The 20,008-nt window shown below is 41.3% G+C and carries 13 protein-coding genes, 21 tRNA genes and 2 rRNA genes; 2 read left to right on the top strand and 34 right to left on the bottom strand.

Annotated features, from left to right (window positions below; all coding sequences use genetic code 11):
* The first annotated feature begins 109 nt into the window (after positions 1 to 109).
* Complete coding sequence (locus ACI3K6_RS18425) at positions 110 to 268, top strand: DUF1540 domain-containing protein (RefSeq protein WP_335474341.1); 159 nt, start codon at positions 110 to 112, stop codon at positions 266 to 268.
* A 118-nt stretch (positions 269 to 386) separates the two neighbouring features.
* Here ACI3K6_RS18425 and menC read toward each other — a convergent pair whose 3' ends face one another.
* From menC to ACI3K6_RS18455, 6 genes are all read right to left on the bottom strand, one after another.
* Positions 387 to 1,493 carry an o-succinylbenzoate synthase gene (menC, locus tag ACI3K6_RS18430; RefSeq protein ID WP_435555975.1) on the bottom strand — a complete coding sequence of 369 codons (1,107 nt, stop codon included), beginning with the start codon at positions 1,491 to 1,493 and terminating at the stop codon, positions 387 to 389.
* Positions 1,474 to 2,988: an o-succinylbenzoate--CoA ligase gene (locus ACI3K6_RS18435; RefSeq protein WP_435555976.1), complete on the bottom strand. Its 1,515-nt coding sequence runs from the start codon at positions 2,986 to 2,988 to the stop codon at positions 1,474 to 1,476. The genes menC and ACI3K6_RS18435 overlap by 20 nt, the downstream gene beginning before the upstream one ends.
* An 80-nt stretch (positions 2,989 to 3,068) precedes the next feature.
* Positions 3,069 to 3,887 carry a 1,4-dihydroxy-2-naphthoyl-CoA synthase gene (gene menB / locus ACI3K6_RS18440; RefSeq protein ID WP_335474335.1) on the bottom strand — a complete coding sequence of 273 codons (819 nt, stop codon included), beginning with the start codon at positions 3,885 to 3,887 and terminating at the stop codon, positions 3,069 to 3,071.
* A gap of 13 nt (positions 3,888 to 3,900) precedes the next feature.
* Positions 3,901 to 4,725: a 2-succinyl-6-hydroxy-2,4-cyclohexadiene-1-carboxylate synthase gene (gene menH, locus ACI3K6_RS18445; protein ID WP_435555977.1), complete on the bottom strand. Its 825-nt coding sequence runs from the start codon at positions 4,723 to 4,725 to the stop codon at positions 3,901 to 3,903.
* Positions 4,722 to 6,473: a 2-succinyl-5-enolpyruvyl-6-hydroxy-3-cyclohexene-1-carboxylic-acid synthase gene (gene menD, locus ACI3K6_RS18450; RefSeq protein WP_435555978.1), complete on the bottom strand. Its 1,752-nt coding sequence runs from the start codon at positions 6,471 to 6,473 to the stop codon at positions 4,722 to 4,724. The genes menH and menD overlap by 4 nt, the downstream gene beginning before the upstream one ends.
* Positions 6,470 to 7,882 (bottom strand): isochorismate synthase, encoded by a 1,413-nt coding sequence (locus ACI3K6_RS18455; RefSeq protein ID WP_435555979.1) that lies wholly within the window; start codon positions 7,880 to 7,882, stop codon positions 6,470 to 6,472. The genes menD and ACI3K6_RS18455 overlap by 4 nt, the downstream gene beginning before the upstream one ends.
* Positions 7,883 to 8,225: 343 nt before the next feature.
* Between ACI3K6_RS18455 and ACI3K6_RS18460 the strand changes: the two genes are divergently transcribed.
* Complete coding sequence (locus tag ACI3K6_RS18460) at positions 8,226 to 9,161, top strand: 1,4-dihydroxy-2-naphthoate polyprenyltransferase (protein ID WP_435555980.1); 936 nt, start codon at positions 8,226 to 8,228, stop codon at positions 9,159 to 9,161.
* A gap of 40 nt (positions 9,162 to 9,201) precedes the next feature.
* Here ACI3K6_RS18460 and ACI3K6_RS18465 read toward each other — a convergent pair whose 3' ends face one another.
* The 28 genes from ACI3K6_RS18465 to ACI3K6_RS18600 all read right to left on the bottom strand — a co-directional run.
* Positions 9,202 to 11,598, bottom strand: a complete 2,397-nt coding sequence (locus ACI3K6_RS18465) for a glycogen/starch/alpha-glucan phosphorylase (protein ID WP_435555981.1) — start codon at positions 11,596 to 11,598, stop codon at positions 9,202 to 9,204.
* Complete coding sequence (gene glgA / locus ACI3K6_RS18470; RefSeq protein WP_435555982.1) at positions 11,588 to 13,039, bottom strand: glycogen synthase GlgA; 1,452 nt, start codon at positions 13,037 to 13,039, stop codon at positions 11,588 to 11,590. Before glgA ends, ACI3K6_RS18465 begins: the two co-directional genes overlap by 11 nt.
* On the bottom strand, positions 13,036 to 14,067 hold the full coding sequence (locus ACI3K6_RS18475) for a GlgC family sugar phosphate nucleotidyltransferase (protein WP_335474322.1): 1,032 nt from the start codon (positions 14,065 to 14,067) through the stop codon (positions 13,036 to 13,038). The genes glgA and ACI3K6_RS18475 overlap by 4 nt, the downstream gene beginning before the upstream one ends.
* A gap of 68 nt (positions 14,068 to 14,135) precedes the next feature.
* The gene (locus ACI3K6_RS18480; RefSeq protein ID WP_335474320.1) at positions 14,136 to 15,281 is read right to left on the bottom strand and encodes a glucose-1-phosphate adenylyltransferase; all 1,146 of its coding nucleotides are present in this window, start codon (positions 15,279 to 15,281) and stop codon (positions 14,136 to 14,138) included.
* On the bottom strand, positions 15,220 to 17,178 hold the full coding sequence (glgB, locus tag ACI3K6_RS18485; protein WP_435555983.1) for a 1,4-alpha-glucan branching protein GlgB: 1,959 nt from the start codon (positions 17,176 to 17,178) through the stop codon (positions 15,220 to 15,222). The genes ACI3K6_RS18480 and glgB overlap by 62 nt, the downstream gene beginning before the upstream one ends.
* A gap of 613 nt (positions 17,179 to 17,791) precedes the next feature.
* A tRNA-Glu gene (locus ACI3K6_RS18490) sits at positions 17,792 to 17,863 on the bottom strand.
* 3 nt (positions 17,864 to 17,866) lie between these two features.
* A tRNA-Ser gene (locus tag ACI3K6_RS18495) sits at positions 17,867 to 17,957 on the bottom strand.
* Positions 17,958 to 17,963: 6 nt separating this feature from the next.
* Positions 17,964 to 18,035: transfer RNA gene (locus ACI3K6_RS18500), tRNA-Asn, on the bottom strand.
* A gap of 8 nt (positions 18,036 to 18,043) precedes the next feature.
* Positions 18,044 to 18,120, bottom strand: a tRNA-Ile gene (locus ACI3K6_RS18505).
* 4 nt (positions 18,121 to 18,124) lie between these two features.
* Positions 18,125 to 18,198 (bottom strand) — tRNA-Gly (locus ACI3K6_RS18510).
* A gap of 7 nt (positions 18,199 to 18,205) precedes the next feature.
* A tRNA-His gene (locus ACI3K6_RS18515) sits at positions 18,206 to 18,281 on the bottom strand.
* A gap of 25 nt (positions 18,282 to 18,306) precedes the next feature.
* Positions 18,307 to 18,379, bottom strand: a tRNA-Phe gene (locus ACI3K6_RS18520).
* A 9-nt stretch (positions 18,380 to 18,388) separates the two neighbouring features.
* Positions 18,389 to 18,465: transfer RNA gene (locus ACI3K6_RS18525), tRNA-Asp, on the bottom strand.
* A 3-nt stretch (positions 18,466 to 18,468) separates the two neighbouring features.
* Positions 18,469 to 18,542: transfer RNA gene (locus tag ACI3K6_RS18530), tRNA-Met, on the bottom strand.
* Between the two features lie 26 nt (positions 18,543 to 18,568).
* Positions 18,569 to 18,661, bottom strand: a tRNA-Ser gene (locus tag ACI3K6_RS18535).
* 16 nt (positions 18,662 to 18,677) lie between these two features.
* Positions 18,678 to 18,754: transfer RNA gene (locus tag ACI3K6_RS18540), tRNA-Ile, on the bottom strand.
* Positions 18,755 to 18,760: 6 nt separating this feature from the next.
* A tRNA-Met gene (locus tag ACI3K6_RS18545) sits at positions 18,761 to 18,837 on the bottom strand.
* 18 nt (positions 18,838 to 18,855) lie between these two features.
* Positions 18,856 to 18,931: transfer RNA gene (locus tag ACI3K6_RS18550), tRNA-Ala, on the bottom strand.
* Positions 18,932 to 18,951: 20 nt separating this feature from the next.
* Positions 18,952 to 19,028 (bottom strand) — tRNA-Pro (locus tag ACI3K6_RS18555).
* A gap of 8 nt (positions 19,029 to 19,036) precedes the next feature.
* Positions 19,037 to 19,113, bottom strand: a tRNA-Arg gene (locus ACI3K6_RS18560).
* 10 nt (positions 19,114 to 19,123) lie between these two features.
* Positions 19,124 to 19,212 (bottom strand) — tRNA-Leu (locus ACI3K6_RS18565).
* 5 nt (positions 19,213 to 19,217) lie between these two features.
* Positions 19,218 to 19,292, bottom strand: a tRNA-Gly gene (locus ACI3K6_RS18570).
* A 13-nt stretch (positions 19,293 to 19,305) separates the two neighbouring features.
* Positions 19,306 to 19,390, bottom strand: a tRNA-Leu gene (locus ACI3K6_RS18575).
* Between the two features lie 9 nt (positions 19,391 to 19,399).
* Positions 19,400 to 19,475, bottom strand: a tRNA-Lys gene (locus ACI3K6_RS18580).
* Between the two features lie 5 nt (positions 19,476 to 19,480).
* A tRNA-Thr gene (locus ACI3K6_RS18585) sits at positions 19,481 to 19,556 on the bottom strand.
* A 5-nt stretch (positions 19,557 to 19,561) separates the two neighbouring features.
* Positions 19,562 to 19,637: transfer RNA gene (locus ACI3K6_RS18590), tRNA-Val, on the bottom strand.
* An 11-nt stretch (positions 19,638 to 19,648) separates the two neighbouring features.
* Positions 19,649 to 19,764: ribosomal RNA gene (gene rrf / locus ACI3K6_RS18595) — 5S ribosomal RNA — on the bottom strand.
* A 127-nt stretch (positions 19,765 to 19,891) separates the two neighbouring features.
* Positions 19,892 to 20,008, bottom strand: a 23S ribosomal RNA gene (locus ACI3K6_RS18600); the annotation flags it as partial.

Raw genomic sequence — 20,008 nt, forward strand, 5'->3', positions numbered from 1 at the left:
CCAGTTAGTCCATAAAAACACCTGTCATCCCTTTTGATTACTGGGATTTAGTCGTCCATTTTAACAGACGATATAACTGTATTCACTATTTTCTAAGGGGTGAGAGGAAATGGCACAGGATGTTTTATGTGAAGTAAATAACTGTACTTTTTGGGCAAATGGAAACAAATGCAGTGCGGAAAGTATTTACGTGGTCAGCCATACGGGAAAACAAGCTGATACAAATAAAGAAACCGACTGTAAGACGTTTGAACCGGGTGATTTATAAGGAGAAGTGAAGAACCAGACAGAACTTTGTCCGGTTCTTTTTTCATTAAAATTGAAATAAGACTTTTTCCTAAAATTAAACTCATTTTTCGAGGATGATAAACCTGCACTACTTCCCTCTAAAACCTAAATTCCTTTTTCCCTAATAAGCATTGCTGCAGTCTTTTTTCATTCAGAGTGTAGCCAATTCCAGGCTTATCTGGAACTGCTATGTAGCCATTTTCAACCGTTACTTCCGGCGCAATGATATCTTCTTCCCAAAACCGGCTGGAAGCAGAGATATCGCCAGGAATTGTGAAGCCTTCCAGTGAGGCCAAAGCAATATTATGGGCACGGGAAACGCCAAATTCAATCATGCCTCCGCACCAAACCGGGATCTCTCTTTCCAGGCAATAGTCATGAATCCGTTTTGCTTCTAAAAGACCGCCCACTCGTCCCGCCTTAATATTAATTACACCGCAGCTCCCCATTTCAATCGCTTTTCGTGCATCTTCAAAACTCACAATACTCTCATCCAAACAAATCGGCGTCTTGATTTCTTTTTGCAAAATTGCATGGTCGATGAGATCATCATGAGCCAGAGGCTGTTCGATCATCAGCAAATGGAATTCATCAAGAGCCTTCAGCCTGTCCAAATCACCTAAACTATAGGAAGAATTGGCATCAGCTATGATAGGCAAATCTGGATAATGCTTGCGGATTTCCGCTAAAAAAGTATAATCCTGCCCCGGGCTGATCTTCAACTTAATGCGCTGGTATCCCTCAGCCAGATAGTTGTCAATTTGCCTTCGTGCATTCGTTAAGGAGTCAGTTGCCACTACAACACCCGAAGCTATTTTTTCTCGTGTTCCTCCCAGCAACTTAGACAGCGACATCTGCTGCTGTTTAGCAAACAAATCCCACAGAGCCATTTCCACTCCCGCTTTCGCCATCTGGTTACGCCGAACCGATTGAAACAGAGACGATACTTGTTCCGGATGTTGAACTGGATTTTCCAGCAACAATGGAATCAATACATCCTCTAACATATGCATACTTGTTTTTACCGTTTCTTCTGTATACCAAGGAGTTGAAAATGCTACACCTTCCCCAAGACCGACATGACCATCCTGATCCGTGATTTTCACGATAATCCCTTCTCGATTTTTTACAATACCAAGATGGGTTACAAACGGTGATTTTAATGGTATTTCAATTACCGAGAGCTCAATTTTCGCTATGTTCATGGTGAAACCTTCCTTCATTCAGCCATTCGCGAAGCTCACGACGAAGTAATTTTTTCGAAGCATTTCTTGGCAATTTTTCCACAAAATAAACAGCTTTTGGTACTTTATATTTAGCCAGCCGTTCTTGGCAAAATTCCCTTAGCTCTTCTTCTGACAATTGGTCATCTCGTCGTACCGCCACTGCCACGGGCACTTGACCCCATTTATCATCTTCAATCCCAATGACCCCTGCTTCTGACACGCCCGGATGAGACAATATGATCCCTTCAACCTCTGCAGGATAAATGTTTTCCCCGCCTGAAATAATCAAGTCCGAACGGCGGTCGAGAACATATAAAAATCCTTCGTCATCCATATAGCCGATATCTCCGGTATACAGCCAACCATCACGGATTTTCTCCATTGTTACGTCTGAACGGAATAAATAGCCTGACGTTACATTTGGACCCCTCACAACAATTTCACCAGCCTGTCCAGGAGCAGCAACTCTGCCCCTTTCCACTTCAATCTTTATTTCTGATGGAAATAACGGCTTTCCTGCCGAACCGAGCTTAACCATACTGTATTCAGGTGATAATGTAACAATTTGCGAGGAGGTTTCAGTCATTCCGTAAGTTTGAAAAACAGGAGCCCCCTTTTCAACACATGCTTGCAGTAATGGCAGTGGAGCTGGCCCCCCACCTAGTAAAAAACAGCGGAAATATTCAGGTAGCTGCTGTTCTTTTCCTAATAGTTCAACCATTTCAGTTAACATTGTGCCAACTACAGACATAATGGTGATCCGCTTTTCCTTAATATCTGCTAAAGCTTTTTTTGCATCAAATTTCTTATGTAATACCATTGGCATTCCATAAATGATACTCTTCATTAAGATGGAATAGCCGCTTATATGGAATATCGGTACAGAGCACAACCAGCTATCATGTTCCGATAACCCCAAATTTAATGCGGATCCAACCGCACTCCACCAGTGGTTGCCATATGTCTGTATTACACCCTTGGGATAACCCGTTGTTCCTGATGTATACATGATCGTACAGATTTCGGCAAGGGTGACTTCCTCTAGAATATCAGCCTCTTCCGGATTACTACTGAACACCTGGTTTACCGTCATTCCCGATAAAGTAGGTTGCTGTCCTTGGAAGAATGCAAGCAACTCGGAAAAAGAATCATCCACTATAACGGAAGACGCCTTTGAATCCTCTAGCTGCCAGGCTAATTCTGATGGTGTTAAACGGTTATTTAAAATAACTGCTCTTACTCCCAATAATTGCAAAGCCAATAAAATAATGACTGTATCAAGCTGATTTTTCAACAATATCCCAACAAATTGATCCTTTTGAATTCCAAGCCCTTGTAATTGCCCAGCTGTTTTTGCAGAGGATCTATACAGTTCTTTGAAGGTAAGTGTCTGATTTTCAAAATAAACAGCTATTCTGTCTGGTGTTAAGAAAGCCCGCTTTTTTAAAAAATTTGGCATAACATTCGATTGCATCTTTTCCACCTCTTTATAATCCGCAGCTAGATAAAAAACAGCCTGATGGAAACCATCAAGCTGCTAGTTCGAGTTGATCATCAAGGAAAACGAGGAAATTGACCGAAATCTGGCTTACGCTTTTCTTTAAAAGCGTCACGGCCTTCTTTTGCTTCATCTGTTGTATAGTAAAGCAACGTAGCATCACCTGCAAACTGTTGAAGACCAGCTAACCCGTCAGTATCTGCATTCATAGCAGCCTTTAAGAAGCGAAGGGCTGTCGGACTTTTTTCCAACATTTCTTCACACCATTTAATCGTTTCTTCTTCCACTTGTTCTAGTGGAACAACGGTGTTGACTAAGCCCATATCAAGTGCCTCTTGTGCGTTGTATTGACGGCATAAATACCAGATTTCACGCGCTTTTTTATGGCCGATAATACGAGCCAGGTAGCCTGAACCATATCCGGCATCAAAACTGCCCACTTTAGGACCAGTTTGTCCGAAAATAGCATTATCAGCAGCAATTGTTAGGTCACATACGACATGCAGTACATGGCCGCCGCCAATTGCATACCCTTTTACCATCGCTACAACCGGTTTTGGAATCACACGAATTAAGCGTTGAAGATCAAGTACATTTAAACGAGGAATTTGATCTTCACCCACATAGCCGCCATGTCCACGTACAGATTGGTCACCTCCGGAACAGAATGCCCGATCACCAGCACCAGTTAACACAATTACCCCAACATTTGAATCATCTCTAGCATATGCAAAAGCATCAATTAATTCCGAAACTGTCTTGGGTGTAAAAGCATTATGTACATGTGGTCTGTTAATGGTAATTTTCGCTATTCCATTATAAGTTTCATATAAAATTTCTTCATACTTGCGTCCTGGAACCCATTCAACCGCCAAAATAAAAACCCCCTTATTTTTTATTGATTGGTTTAGGTGACAAAAAGTCACTTACTATTGTACCAAACTTTTCTTTATTCTCCACATGAATTGCATGGCCTACCTCTTCAACTCTACTCCAATGGGCATTATTCAGCAAAGATAACATGCTTTCTGCAATCCGGCAAAACTTTTCATCTTTCTCACCGGTTACTAGTAACACCTCACAAGAAAGAACAGATAATTGCTCCCACCAAGAGGGCTGAGACCCGGTTCCCATTCCACGTAAACTGTTGGCTAGTCCAATCGGTGAATTTCTTAAACGTTGATTTCTAATTTTTTCTTTCACGTTGAAGGGAAGGTGCTTCATGGATTCAAACAAAGGAATGACCTCCCAATAATCCACGAAAGCAGGTATACCTTGTTGAGTAATAAATTCAGCAAGTTCTCCATCTTTCATACGACGCTGTTCCCTTTCTTCCTCCGTCCGAAGACCGGGCGACGCACTCTCAAGTATTAATTTTCGAACCATCCCTGGATAAAGAATCGCAAAGGTAAGCGCCAGCCTTCCTCCCATGGAATAGCCCAGAACATCAATTTGTTGAATCTTCATCTGTTCCAGCATATCTTTTAGATCACGAGCTGCCGATTCTATTCGATAGCGGATCAGATCTTTTGGGGATTCAGTTCGTCCATGTCCCACAAGATCTGGTATCAAAAGTGTAGAATGCCCACCCCAATTGTTGCAAAACGGCATCCAAGTGGACGAATCTCCGGTAAACCCATGCAATACCAACAAAGGAAAGCCCTCACCGCAAACCTCCAAATGGTATTGGAGTTCGTAACAGCTTATTTTCATTCATGTTCACCTTTGACAAAATTCGTTATTTCCTGGGAAACACTTTGCCAAAATTCGCGGTGTTCTTTCAGATTTTCGGAGCGATTTGTTTTCACTTCATACACATGTAAGCCGGATAAATCTATTGATTTATTCATTTCTTTTTGGAACTGATCCCAATCCGTAATATTCACATATTTTCCGTTAAACATTTGTACCGCATGTCCAAACTCAAGGTCGAGCGGAGTACCGAAAAGAAGTTCGAAATGTTTAGGATGCTCCGATTGCGGAAGGAAGGAAAAGATACCGCCACCGTTATTATTAATTAAAATAATATGGATATCAATTTGATGCTGCTTCGCCAAAAGCATCCCAGTTAAGTCATGGAAAAAAGTTAAATCCCCAAGAACTAGATACACAGATTTTGAATATAACGCGGCTCCCATCGCCGTAGAAATCGTACCGTCAATTCCATTGGCACCACGATTAGCCATGATTGTAATTGATTTTTGGTTATTGAGGAAAAAGCTGTCCAGGTCACGAATCGGCATGCTATTCCCTACAAATAATGTAGCCCCGTCCGGCAACAAATCAGACAACTGATAAAACAGCTTCGCTTCACTCATTTCAGTAACATCTCTAAATGAATCAATCTGTTCTTTCGTCAGTTCATTGACCTTTTTCCAGTCTTGTAAATACTGGCAATCATTTCTTGATTGCGTATAGTTTATCAGCTTTTCACAGAATACCGTTTCATCCGCAAAGATCATCTCTGTTGACAGCAAAGCTGGATCACGCCATCCGCCTCCGCCATCAACGACAAATTGTTCAGCATGCTGATTTTCTTTTATAAAAATAGTGAGCGCTTTCGAAATCGGCATCGCACCAAAACGAAGGATGACATCTGGTTTTAATAACTCTTTTACATCTTCATTCCTAAGGAATGTATCGTAACCATCGATTATCTCAGTTAATTCATGTTTCCCGCTTCTAAGCTGAGACAATGGATCTGCAAGAATAGGGTATTTTATGATTTTTGCAAGCTTTGTTACCGCTTCGGTAAAACGATCATCGGCAATATGGCCACAGACAATCATTCCTTTTGGCTTGTTTTTTAATTTTTCAGCGATATCTTGAAACCATTCATCCTCTAACGTGAGATGGCCATTATGTACTTTTACAAAGCCTTTCGGACGCTCTGCTAACTGAAAAAGATTCTCACCAACCTTCGGAATCAACGGCTCACGGAAAGGAAAATTAAGATGAACCGGTCCTGCAGGTGCCTGAGCAGCAATTGCCGCAGCTCGGGCACAAACAGTCCTTGCATAGCGCAATATTCCCTCGCTGTTTTCAGGCAGCGCCATTTCCGCGAACCACTTGACATGTTGTCCATATAAATGGATTTGATCGATCGCTTGTGGTGCACCAATTTCTCTTAATTCATGAGGACGGTCAGCAGTTAATACCAATAAAGGTACCCGTGAATACCTTGCTTCCACAATGGCCGGGAAATAATTGGCTGCCGCGGTGCCAGATGTACATAGAATGGCAACAGGGCGGTTGGTTGCTTTGGCAATTCCTAATGCAAAAAAAGATGCAGAGCGCTCATCCACGTGAATATGTAGCTTTAATTCGGGATGTTCGGCCATGACCAATGCCATGGGTGTAGACCTTGAACCTGGACTAACAACTACATCCGTTACCCCAGAATGATAAAGTTCTGCTACAAATGCCGCTAAATAGGTGGTTAAAGATTCTTGATGACTCATGATTCATTTCCTCCAAGAGCACGGAGCATCGGTCTAAATTTTAACCCCGTCTCTAAATATTCACTTGCAGAATCGGAATCAGCTACAACACCGCATCCGGCAAACAGTGAAGCTTCATTACCTTGAATCAGCCCAGAGCGGATCGATACAGCAAATTCTCCATTTCCCTGATAATCCATCCAACCTAGTGGTCCTGCATAAAAACCGCGGTCAAGCTCTTCAATCTCTCTTATCTTTTCAACAGCCTCGCGTTTCGGAAGTCCTCCAAGTGCAGGGGTTGGATGCAATTTTTCAACTAATATCAATAAAGAAGCATCCTTGCTGCATTTTCCAAGGACCGGTGTATATAAATGCTGGATGTCCCTATTTTTCATAAGCTGTGGTTTTTCAGGCATAATCAATTGATCGCAGGATTCGATCAATGCTTTTTTAATCATGTCGACCACATATTGATGCTCAATTAAATTCTTTTGATCATGTAGGAGGGTTTCACCTAAGTGTTGGTCTTCTTCCTCCGTTTTGCCGCGGGAAATAGAACCGGCCAGACAAGTGGAGAAAATCTCACTGCCCTGTTTTTTAACAAGTCTTTCCGGGGAAGCCCCAAGGAAGCAATCACCATCGGATTCCAATGCAAAAATAAAGCTTTCCGGCTGTTGCTCATATAAATGGTTTAAAACCTGCTCTGTTTTGACTTTATCATTAAACATCAAGCGCAGTTCTCTAGCGAGGACCACCTTTTTTAATGGCCCTTCCTCTTCCCTTAATTCCTTCGCTATTTCATCTACTGTAGATTTCCATTGTTCCGATGATATTTCTTTCGTATCTATAACGTTCACAGGTAGCGAATTATCATTTTTCACTAGAAGATCAAATAAATGATTCCGTTCATTATGTGTTTGTAAAAATAAAGAATAATCGTCTTGTTGCGTGCAAATAACATTAGTTGTTAAATAGGCTTGACCATTGATAACGCTTAATAAATATTTAGGAAGATAGAATAACGCATCGGCAAACTTGGACCAAAGCGCTGTTTTTGCCTTACAGGGGTCAAATGAAAACCCACCAAACAAAAGAGGACCAATTCCAGGTTCTTCAAATGGGTTGATAACAATCCCATCATCCAAGACATTCTGCCATTCTTGTTCTACATGAAAAAAGCGGTCTGTATCCTGGTCCAATTGAATTTGTTTTGCTTTTCCTAGTCCAACCAAAACAACCTCGTCCTTCGGATCCTTCCAGAAAAAACGTTCCCCTTGATATTCTTTTAAACCTGCATGAAAAAATGATAAAGGGTTGATCGTCTCAACCTTATGTACCTCACTAAATAAAATGGGACGGCCCATTTCTTTCGCACGATTAACAGCCAAGAGACCTTTTTCTTTTATATCTGTTTCTTGAATGGTAACCAAACAAATCCCTCCAAAACAGCCGAATGACTGCTATCCGTTCATTTTAAAGCCTATTTAAAGATACTACTCCCATTGTAAATTAGTCAATAATCCTTGTCACTTCATTTACATGTTCTTACCTTATTATATGTCAAAAATTGAAGAATTGGCTTTTTCAGTTCCTAACATTTTCTCAGGAAACGATACATCTTAACCTGCAGGGATTATCTTCTAGTTCTGATAATAAAATATATTTGACACTCCTGACCTGTTTGCCTACACTAAAGTGTGGGTAACATTCAAAAAAACTTCACAATTCAACATAAAAATATAAAATTTTTAAAATATTAGGGAGGAGAACGAAATGCAGCCAAATACACAGCACGGATCAAAGCAAGTCGTAAAATCAAACAGTGGTTTTCAAGTTTGGTGGCAAATGACCCGTCCTCACACATTAACGGCAGCATTTGTACCGGTACTGCTCGGTACAGCACTTGCCCTTAAACAGGGATCGATTAGCGTTGGGTTATTTTTAGCCATGTTACTCGCAAGTCTATTGATTCAAGCCGCGACCAATATGTTTAATGAATACTACGATTTCAAGCGTGGTCTCGATACAGAACATTCCGTGGGAATAGGAGGCTCGATTGTTCGGGATGGCATTAAGCCTAAAACGGTCATGAATCTTGCTTTAAGTCTCTATGGATTTGCCTTACTTCTTGGCGTATATATTTGTGCAAATAGCAGTTGGTGGTTGGCTATTGTTGGCTTGGTCTGTATGGCCGTAGGATATTTTTATACGGGTGGACCGATTCCAATCGCATACACCCCATTTGGAGAACTTCTAGCAGGTTTCTTTATGGGAATGATGATTATTTTAATTTCATTCTATATTCAAACTGGAGTGGTTGATCAAACTAGTATTTTGGTCTCTATTCCGAGTTTTATACTGGTTGGCGCTATTTTACTTTCCAATAACATTCGCGATCTTGAAGGTGATAAAGAATTTGGTCGGAAAACTCTGGCGATTCTATTAGGGAAACAAAAAGCCATTTATTTATTGGCGGGTATGTTCATTTTTTCCTTTTTATGGGTAATCGGCTTAATCATTAGTCACATTGTTCCGGTTTGGACGGCTATTGTACTAGTAAGTGTTCCAAAACCACTGAAAGCCATCAGCGGTTTTAAAAGAGGAACTGTCCCAATCCAAATGGCCCCTGCCATGAAGGCGACGGCCCAAACCAATACGATCTTTGGATTTTTACTTGCAATCGGAATTTTTGTCGGACATTTTCTATAGATTAAAAAAGCTTCTGCCACGTATGCAGAAGCTTTATTTATTACCAAAGCGGCTGAATTCCCCAAATATCCCTGGCATATTCTTTTATAGTACGGTCACTGGAAAAATAACCGGCATGAGCAATATTATTGAGGCTCATTTTTTGCCAGCGTTGAACATCTGTAAAAGCCTCTCCTACTTTTCGGTGTGAATCAACATAGGAGGCAAAATCCTTTAATACAAAGTATTGATCATTTTCCTCTAGCAGGGAGTCAAATATTGGTTCAAATTCATTATGGACACCATCAAAGAAGCCGTTTACCAGTTGATCGACTACCTGACGGATCCGCTGATCGTGATGATAGTATTCAATGGAATCGTAACCACCTTTGCGGTAATAGTGCAGCACTTCTTCCGCCGTTAAGCCGAAGATAAAAATATTGTCATCCCCGACCAACTCATGGATTTCCACATTAGCCCCATCTAGAGTCCCTAACGTTAATGCACCATTTATCATGAATTTCATATTACCTGTACCTGAAGCTTCTTTACTTGAAGTAGAAATTTGCTCACTGATATCGGCGGCAGGAAAGATTTTTTCCGCCAATGAAACACGATAATTTTCCAGAAAGATCACCTTTAGACGATCTCCTACTCTAGGGTCATGATTAACTTTATCTGCAACAGCATTAATTAACTTGATAATCTTCTTGGCATAATAATACCCTGGTGAAGCTTTTGCTCCAAAAATAAATACCCTTGGCACCATTTGAAAATTGGGATCATCTTTGATTTGGTTATAAAGGTACATGATATGTAACACATTAAGCAGCTGCCTTTTATATGCATGAAGCCGTTTCACTTGGATATCAAAAATGGCTGATGTATCGACTGGAACGCCCATTTGCTGATAAATAAAATCGGCAAGCTTCTGTTTATTTTCCTGCTTAATATTTTTAAGCTGCTGCAATACTGAGTTATCATTTTCATACTTCAACAAGTCGATCAGCTCATGTGGCCTACTTGTCCAAGAAGGTCCAATTTTATCAGTGATCAGCTCTGACAATTTTGGATTTGCTTTTAACAGCCATCGGCGGTGGGCAATTCCATTGGTTTTATTATTGAATTTTTCAGGGTATAACAAGAAGAATGGCTTCATTTCTCTCTCTTTCAGAATTTCAGTATGAAGCCTGGCCACTCCATTGACACTAAAACTCCCCACAATCGCCAAATGAGCCATTTTAACAAAGTGATCAGCTATGATGGCAAGACTTGCGATTCGATCCCAATCTCCTGGAGTTTCCTCCCATAAATCATGGCAAAATCGTTCATTAATTTCTTCGACAATCATATAAATTCTTGGCAGCAACGGCTGAAAAATATAAACCGGCCATTTTTCCAGCGCTTCTGACAAGGTAGTATGGTTCGTATAAGCAATTGTGTTTTTCGTGATATGCCAAGCCTGATCCCAATCTAAGCCTTCATCATCTATTAAAATTCTCATGAGTTCAGGTATCACCAAAACGGGATGTGTATCATTAATATGAATGCAAATATGCTCATGCAGGTGAAGAAGACTGCCATGCTGCTTTCGATACGAACGCAGAATCGATTGTACACTGGCAGACACCAAAAAATATTGCTGTTTTAATCGCAAAATTTTCCCTTCGTCATGCGTATCATCTGGATAAAGAAATTCAGAGATTGCCTCAGTTCGGCGCTTGTAATTTAATATATCCTTAAAAATAGGAAATTGCGCCGGTTCCGCGCTCCATAACCTCAAGGTGTTCACCGTATCGGAATGAAACCCGACCACCGGCATATCATACGGGACTGCCGTCACTGTTTCAGCATGAAGGTGATGAAAGACCAGTCTGCCGTTTTCTTCCCTCGCCTCCACTTTGCCCCAGAACGGGATACTGACGGCTAAATCAGCCTTACGAACCTCCCATACATTCCCGCTGCGCAACCATTGCTCCGGTAACTCCACCTGATAGCCATCAACAATTTTTTGCTCAAACAACCCATGTTTATAGCGGATGCCATGACCATGGCCTGGGAGATTTAACGAAGCTAGTGAGTCCAAAAAGCAGGCGGCCAGTCTGCCTAAGCCGCCATTGCCCAACCCTGCATCAGGTTCAAGTTCTTCCAGTTCACTCAAATCAATCCCAAGGTCCTCGAGACCATCTTGAATAATCTCTTCGATTCCAAGATTCAGTAAATTTTGCCGCAAAAGCTTACCCAATAAATATTCAATAGAAAGATAATAAACCTGCTTCCCTTTCGTGGCCATATACCGTTCATTTGTCGTAATCCAGTCATTACTGACATATTCTCTGATCATAGATCCTAATGTTTGGTAATGGTCCCTAGAAGTACTTTCGGCAAAGCTTTTTCCACATAACATCTCAAGCCTATTTAAAAATACTTCCTTAAACTTTTCTTTATTAGAAAACATGGGTTTCACTCCTTGCAACCAGTTCTGCATAAAGCTGGTTATATCGAAAAGCCGATTGGGCCCAGCTATAATCCATCTCCATTGCTTGTTTTACAATACTTTTCCATACTTTCTTATCATGATAAAAGCTTAAGGCTCTTTTGATGGTATAAAGCATGTCATGTGCATTAAAATGGTGGAAGGAAAATCCATTCCCCTCTTTTGTGAATTCATTCCAAGACTTTACGGTGTCATTTAAGCCGCCAGTCTCTCTTACAATAGGTATGGCACCATACTTCATGGCAATTAACTGACCTAGTCCACACGGTTCAAACAGCGATGGCATCAAAAATAAATCAGCGGCAGCATATAACTTATGGGCAAGGGCCTCATCAAACCCTGTTTTGACTTTAATTTTTTCAGGGTAAATTCTTGAGGCCTGACGTAAATATTCCTCGTACTCAAAATCACCGGTGCCTAAAATAATGACTTGAATGTCCTCCTGTAAGATTTCACGGAGAACACACTTGATTAAATCAAGCCCTTTTTGTCTCGTCAACCGAGAGATCATCACCATTAACGGAGTTGTGGCACTCTGTTTTAAACCAAATAGTTTTTGGATCTCTTTTTTATTAACCGATTTTTTAATTGGATTTCGGGCTGTATATGTTTGATAGATCATCGGATCATCAGCAGGATTATAAAAATCCTCATCTATTCCATTCAAGATCCCAGCAAGATCTTGATTACGATGTCTTAATAATCCATCCAGCTTTTCACCATATTCCGGAGTTTGGATTTCATTTTTGTACGTGGGGCTTACCGTGGTAATTTCATCAGCAGCCACAAGTGCCCCTTTCATAAAATTGATATTCCCAAAGAACTCTAAATGTGCTGGGTGGAAGGCTCCCTCATCAAGCCCCAATAAATCCTTTAATGCCTCTTTTGGAAAAATCCCCTGGAACTGGAGATTATGAATCGTAAATACCGTCTTGATCTGGCTGTATTCCTTGCGTCTATAGTATTCCCTGCGCAGAAGATAAGGAATCATGGCCGTATGCCAATCATGACAATGAAGGACATCTGGGATAAAGTCCAACTCAGTCAAAGCCTCAAGAACCGCTCTGTTAAAAAAGGCAAATCTTTCACCATCGTCAAAATAACCGTACAAGCCTTCCCGTCTAAAATAGTACTCATTATCGACAAAATAATAAGTAATGCCTAAGTGGGTCAGTTCCTCAATCCCACAATATTGGTTTCGCCACCCCACGGACACGAAAAACTCTTTCACTTTCTTCATGTTATTTTTAAATTCTTCTGAAATCGTTCCATACTTAGGGAGAATGACTCTGACATCTGTCCCCAGGCTTTTTAACTCCTTTGGAAGAGAACCGGCAACATCTGCCAGTCCTCCTGATTTTGCAAATGGGCCACATTCCGAAACAGCAAATAATACTTTCACGAATTCATCAACGCTCCTTGCTTCGTCCCTTTTCGAATAACAAATGGTGAATGGGCAGTTCCGGTTAGGTGGGTTCCTGCTTCGACTTTCACATCTTTATCCAAAATAACTGAATCTAAATAGCAATTTTCTTCAATTTGGCACTTCTGCATGATGATGCAGTTCTTAATAATTGAGCCTTTGCCAATTTTTACACCCCGGGAAACAATACTGTTTTCCACCTCGCCCCCGATCACACACCCATTAGCGATCATAGAATTCTTGACGATGGAGCCCTGAATATACTTTGTTGGAGGCTCATCTTTCACTTTTGTTAGGATCGGCTGGTTTTTTACAAATAATTCCTTCCAAACATTCATGTTTAACAAATTCATACTGGTAGAAAAATATTTTTCAATCGAATCTATCATCACGGCATAACCGTCATATTCATAGGAACAGATTGCGTAATCATTGTTAATATCACTAGTTACATCTTGCATACAGGTATAGCCTGTTTCATGTCTTGTTTCAATCAATTTTATTAATAACGAGGTTTTGATTAAGTACATTTCTAATGATTTTCCATCCTGGTGATGGATTTTCGTAATGTCACAGCCTGATTGTATATGCCAATCAAGAATCGGCTTATAGGTAGTGTTAAAAACAGTATAACAATTTGAGATGAGGGCATATTCCTGAGTGCTCCGATAAAAATAATCCAAGTTCGCTGCAAACAGCTCAAACGAACCAATTCGTCCCCCAAAACTTTCTACAACCGGAGAAGGGAAAAAGAAGAGTCCATCTCTTTTTCGATTCAAGTCCCAATTCTTTCCTGAACCAAGGTGGTCCATTAGGGAACGATATTGCATTTTTGGAAAAATAGCCACACTGCGAATTCCCGAGTTCACCATATTAGATAAAACGAAATCAATAACTCGGTATCTGCCTCCAAAAGGCAGGGCAGCCAGTGACCGATGTGTCAGAAGATCCTCCAAATCCTCATGATAGCTGGTAGCATCAATAATACCCAAAAGCTCTCTTTTCAAACAACGTCCCCTCCAGTTTCTCTAATGCTTCTTATAGAAATACCCTAATCGATATTCGAGTACATCTTTCAATACGCAGGATAAAGTCTTTCAATCATTTCCTTAGTTACCAAAATAATTTCATCATCGAAGGAGCGGATGACTGTACCATCTGGAATTTCTACATCACATGGAACGATGGCCTTTTCAATAAAACAATTTTTTCCCACCACAGCGTCCGGCATAATTACAGACTCGATTATCTTCGTTCCTTTTTCCACTTCAACCCCTTGAAAAAGGACGGAATGATAGATATCCCCTTCTATCGTACAACCCTCATTAATCAGTGATTCCTTGACAATCGCATCTGATGAAATATATTGTGGCGGACGATTTGGATTAACCGAGTAAATTTTCCAGCTGTGGTCAAATAAATCCAGTTCACAATCTTCCCTTAATAAGTCCATATTGGCTTCCCACAGACTTTTTACCGTTCCAACATCTTTCCAATATCCTTTAAACGGATAAGCAAACAATTTGCGCTGATCTTCCAGCAAGAAAGGGATGATATCCTTGCCAAAATCATGGCTTGAATCCGGATTTTTTGCATCCACTTCCAAATATTCCTTCAGTATATTCCAGCTAAAAATATAAATCCCCATTGAGGCCAGGTTATTTTTAGGCTGAATAGGCTTTTCCTCGAATTCTACAATTCTCATTTCTTCATCGGTATTCATGATGCCAAACCTGCTTGCTTCTGCCCATGGAACCTCGATTAAGGAGATGGTTGCATCCGCTCCTTTTTCGATATGATATTCCAGCATACTTTCATAATTCATCTTGTAAATATGATCACCCGAAAGAATTAATACATATTCAGGCTGATATTGCTTCAAATAGTTCAGATTTTGAAATACAGCGCTTGCCGTTCCTGTATACCACTTTACCTCTGACGATTCTGCGTAAGGAGGCAGGACCGTTACTCCGCCATCTTTTCGATCCAGATCCCAGGCACTTCCAATGCCGATATAAGAATTCAATAATAATGGCTGATATTGAGTTAAAACCCCCACAGTATCAATGCCCGAATTGGCACAATTACTCAATGTAAAATCTATGATTCTATACTTCCCGCCAAACGGTACCGCGGGTTTAGCTAGGTCTTTTGTCAAATCATTCAGTCTGCTTCCTTTCCCCCCCGCTAGAAGCATGGCTACGCACTTTTTCTTTTCCATTCCCTTTTCTCTCCTTTCGTTTTTTAACTGGTCTTAGTATTTGGAAACCAAATGGTGCAATTGTTAACTGAAGCGAAAATGGCCTTCCATGGAAGGGCTCATCCACTGTTTTCAACACTTTTTTATGAATTGAACCAGATCCACCAAACTCTTCCGCATCGCTATTAAAAATTTCTCGATACTCTCCTTGACTTGGAACGCCAATCTTATATTCTGGATAGCTAACCCCTGTGAAATTACAAATAACGATTAGAAAATCCTCTAGTTTTTTCCCTTTCCGTATAAACGAAAAAATAGACTGTTCATGATTATCAACATCAATCCATTCAAAGCCATCCTGCAAATGATCTAATTCATAAAGAGCTTTAGAACGTTTATAAAACTTGGTTAAGAATTTCACATACTCATTTATCTTTTTGTGCATGTCATATTCTAACAGGTTCCAATCCAGTTGTTCCTTATCCTTCCATTCGGCGAACTGACCAAACTCAAATCCCATAAATAATAATTTTTTTCCGGGGTGGGCAAACATATAGCCTAGCAACAACCTGAGCTGAGCAAACTTTTCCCAGTAATCACCCGGCATTTTATTAAGTAGTGATTTTTTCCCATGTACGACTTCATCATGTGAAAATGGGAGCATAAAGTTTTCTGAAAAGGCATATAAAAGTGAAAAAGTAACCTTTGAGTGGACATGTGATCGAGAAAAAGGAGGAGTTTCCATATATTCAAGCATGTCGTTCATCCAGCCCATATTCCATTTGTAATCAAAACCAAGCCCGCCAAATTCTACCGGGGCTGTAACATTGGGGTAATCAGTTGAATCTTCACCAATCATTAAAAAATGTGGATTGTAATCGTGTATAACCTTATTCAGCTTTTTCAAAAATTCAATTCCAAACGGATTTTTGCTCTTATGATCTATGGAATTAGGCCAATAAATAATATTCGCTACCGCATCCATTCGAAAACCGTCAATATGGAAGTATTCCATCCAGTAAAGGGCATTCGAGATAAGGAAGCTCTGTACTTCACCCTTTCCTAAATCAAAGTTAGCTGTTCCCCATATGAAATTCTCTCGTTCGATTCGATTACTATAGGAAAATAAATCAGTTCCATCAAACCGATAAAGACCATGAGCATCCTTGCAAAAATGTCCTGGCACCCAGTCGAGAATCACCCCAATGCCATTTAAATGACATTGTTCTACGAAATAGCGAAATTCATCAGGAGTTCCATATCTAGACGTGGTTGAAAAATACCCTGTCCCCTGATAGCCCCATGAGGCATCTAATGGATGTTCCACAAGCGGCATCAGCTCAATATGGGTAAATCCATGCTCTAGCACATATGGTATTAGCTCTGTAGCCAGTTCATAATATGAAAGGAAATCACCATTTTCCTTCTTACGCCAGGACCCCGCATGCACCTCATAAATAATCGCAGGATCGGTAAAGACATTCCGATATAACCTTCGATCTAGCCATTCCTGGTCCTTCCATTCATAGTGATCTAAGGAGTAAACAACTGAGGCTGTATGCGGCCTTAACTCAGAATAGAATGCAAATGGATCAGCCTTTAGGAGTATTTCCCCGGAGAGTGTAATGATTTCATATTTATAAACACAGCCTTCCATATCTCGATCAACAACAAGTATCCAAACACCTTCATCATTTACCTTTTTTAATTCATATCCTTTACCATTCCAGCTATTAAAATCTCCTACCAGCCGTACTTGATCAGCATTAGGAGCCCAAACACAAAAGCGAGTATAAGCTTCGTTCTCATTGGAATTCTTAAAGATATGAGCGCCAAAAAGCTGATGACTTTGAAATAAGCTTCCCTCGTGAAACAAATGCAACTGAAAATCAGTAGGAAATAAAGTATTCACTGTCATGGCTCTCCTCATCCTCATTGAAAATATGTATTTCAAAAACCAATTATAAGTGCAAATAACAAATATTCCTTGTAAAACTTTTTTATCTTTTCTGACAACAAGCGGGGGATGATTTGAAATTAAGACATTTTACGACATAAAACATCGGAATACGACTAAAATTCAAACAGACTTTGACAAAAATAGAGGTAGTTTTTTTGAAATTTTTTAAAAAAAGTGGTTCAATAAGCTATTTTATATTTTTGAAATCAGATAATTTTTTGAAAGGGATTTCGCCAATCTGTAAGCGATTTCATTGTTTTGTTGAGGAATATTTCACTGAATATAGCTATGGCAATATAACATTAAGTTATTTTAATAATAATATTTATTGTTTGTTAAATCGGTGTATGTCAAGGGTATAAAGATAGTATTGCTTGTAAACTAGTAAAACGATCGGCCTCTTTACAAACAACTGGATTCAGAGCAGGAGAATGAGGTAGGATGGGGGGTCTCTGTAAGTTTCTTTATCGTAGATTTGATTCACTATTTAGTTGAGATACTGTTTTTGAATAAGTGCTAATATCTAAGACGACAAAAAAACTGATGACAATTTGTCATCAGCCTTTTTGTATGACCCCTACGGGATTCGAACCCGTGTTACCGCCGTGAAAGGGCGGTGTCTTAACCGCTTGACCAAGGGGCCAAATGGCAGAGAAGAAGGGATTCGAACCCTCGCACCGGTTACCCGATCTACTCCCTTAGCAGGGGAGCCCCTTGAGCCACTTGGGTACTTCTCTATATGACTCCGCAGGTAGGACTCGAACCTACGACCGATCGGTTAACAGCCGATAGCTCTACCACTGAGCTACTGCGGAATAAAATATGGTGGGCCTAAATGGACTCGAACCATCGACCTCACGCTTATCAGGCGTGCGCTCTAACCAGCTGAGCTATAGGCCCATAATGGAGCGGGTGATGAGAATCGAACTCACAACAACAGCTTGGAAGGCTGTGGTTTTACCACTAAACTACACCCGCATTATAATGGGGCGGCTGATGGGAATCGAACCCACGAATGTCGGAACCACAATCCGATGCGTTAACCACTTCGCCACAACCGCCGTGATAAAATTAAAATTGAAAAGGTGGCTCAGGACGGAATCGAACCGCCGACACAAGGATTTTCAGTCCTTTGCTCTACCGACTGAGCTACTGAGCCATCTTTAAATGGCGGTCTGGACGGGACTCGAACCCGCGACCTCCTGCGTGACAGGCAGGCATTCTAACCAACTGAACTACCAGACCGTATTGCGGGGGCAGGATTTGAACCTGCGACCTTCGGGTTATGAGCCCGACGAGCTACCGGACTGCTCCACCCCGCGATAATAGAAAGTTATAAGAGATAATATGGCGGAGGAAGAGGGATTCGAACCCCCGCGCGGTTTAACCCGCCTGTCGGTTTTCAAGACCGATCCCTTCAGCCGGACTTGGGTATTCCTCCGTATAAAACAAGCCTATGGTGGACCTTGTAGGACTCGAACCTACGACCGGACGGTTATGAGCCGTCTGCTCTAACCAGCTGAGCTAAAGGTCCTTATTTTGGTAGCGGCGGAGGGGATCGAACCCCCGACCTTACGGGTATGAACCGTACGCTCTAGCCAGCTGAGCTACACCGCCAAATAAGTTATTAAAGTTTGGTGGAGCCTAGCGGGATCGAACCGCTGACCTCCTGCGTGCAAAGCAGGCGCTCTCCCAGCTGAGCTAAGGCCCCATTAAATATCGGGATATCGATGGTCGGGAAAACAGGATTCGAACCTGCGACCCCTTGGTCCCAAACCAAGTGCTCTACCAAGCTGAGCTATTTCCCGGTAAAATATGGCGCGCCCGAAAGGAGTCGAACCCATAACCTTTTGATCCGTAGTCAAACGCTCTATCCAATTGAGCTACGGGCGCATATTTTAAGTGGTGCCGAGGACCGGAATCGAACCGGTACGGTAGTCACCTACCGCAGGATTTTAAGTCCTGTGCGTCTGCCAGTTCCGCCACCCCGGCACTTTTGGAGCGGAAGACGGGATTCGAACCCGCGACCCCCACCTTGGCAAGGTGGTGTTCTACCACTGAACTACTTCCGCGTATTAGATTAAATGGTGCGGGTGAAGGGAGTCGAACCCCCACGCCTTGCGGCGCCAGATCCTAAGTCTGGTGCGTCTGCCAATTCCGCCACACCCGCATATTTAACTGGTGAGCCATGAAGGACTCGAACCTTCGACCCTCTGATTAAAAGTCAGATGCTCTACCAACTGAGCTAATGGCTCTTAAGTGGTGCCGGCTAGAGGACTTGAACCCCCAACCTACTGATTACAAGTCAGTTGCTCTACCAATTGAGCTAAACCGGCGTTTATGGTGGAGGATGACGGGATCGAACCGCCGACCCTCTGCTTGTAAGGCAGATGCTCTCCCAGCTGAGCTAATCCTCCATATTTTTACAGCCTGGCAACGTCCTACTCTCACAGGGGCAAGGCCCCAACTACCATCGGCGCTGAGAAGCTTAACTTCCGTGTTCGGTATGGGAACGGGTGTGTCCTTCTCGCTATTGCTACCAGACCATTTATTCGACACTATTTTATTATAATGCCTTTTTTATATTTTGCAAGAGAAAATTTTTAAAAATTTCATTCTCTCAAAACTAGATAATGTAGAAGAAACTTGGTAAAAACAAATCGCATATAACTTGGTTAAGTCCTCGATCGATTAGTATCAGTCAGCTCCACGTGTCACCACGCTTCCACCTCTGACCTATCAACCTGATCATCTTTCAGGGATCTTACTAGCTTGACGCTATGGGAAA

Source organism: Neobacillus solisequens, assembly GCF_051233465.1.
Lineage (GTDB): Bacteria > Bacillota > Bacilli > Bacillales > Cytobacillaceae > Neobacillus.

Excerpts from the sequence above, each read along its gene's own strand:
- ACI3K6_RS18425 (WP_335474341.1), top strand. The coding sequence starts at position 110 with ATGGCACAGGATGTTTTATGTGAAGTAAATAACTGTACTTTTTGGGCA.
- menC (WP_435555975.1), bottom strand. The coding sequence starts at position 1,493 with ATGAACATAGCGAAAATTGAGCTCTCGGTAATTGAAATACCATTAAAA.
- ACI3K6_RS18435 (WP_435555976.1), bottom strand. The coding sequence starts at position 2,988 with ATGCAATCGAATGTTATGCCAAATTTTTTAAAAAAGCGGGCTTTCTTA.
- menH (WP_435555977.1), bottom strand. The coding sequence starts at position 4,725 with ATGAAAATAAGCTGTTACGAACTCCAATACCATTTGGAGGTTTGCGGT.
- menD (WP_435555978.1), bottom strand. The coding sequence starts at position 6,473 with ATGAGTCATCAAGAATCTTTAACCACCTATTTAGCGGCATTTGTAGCA.
- ACI3K6_RS18460 (WP_435555980.1), top strand. The coding sequence starts at position 8,226 with ATGCAGCCAAATACACAGCACGGATCAAAGCAAGTCGTAAAATCAAAC.
- ACI3K6_RS18465 (WP_435555981.1), bottom strand. The coding sequence starts at position 11,598 with ATGTTTTCTAATAAAGAAAAGTTTAAGGAAGTATTTTTAAATAGGCTT.
- ACI3K6_RS18480 (WP_335474320.1), bottom strand. The coding sequence starts at position 15,281 with ATGGAAAAGAAAAAGTGCGTAGCCATGCTTCTAGCGGGGGGGAAAGGA.
- glgB (WP_435555983.1), bottom strand. The coding sequence starts at position 17,178 with ATGACAGTGAATACTTTATTTCCTACTGATTTTCAGTTGCATTTGTTT.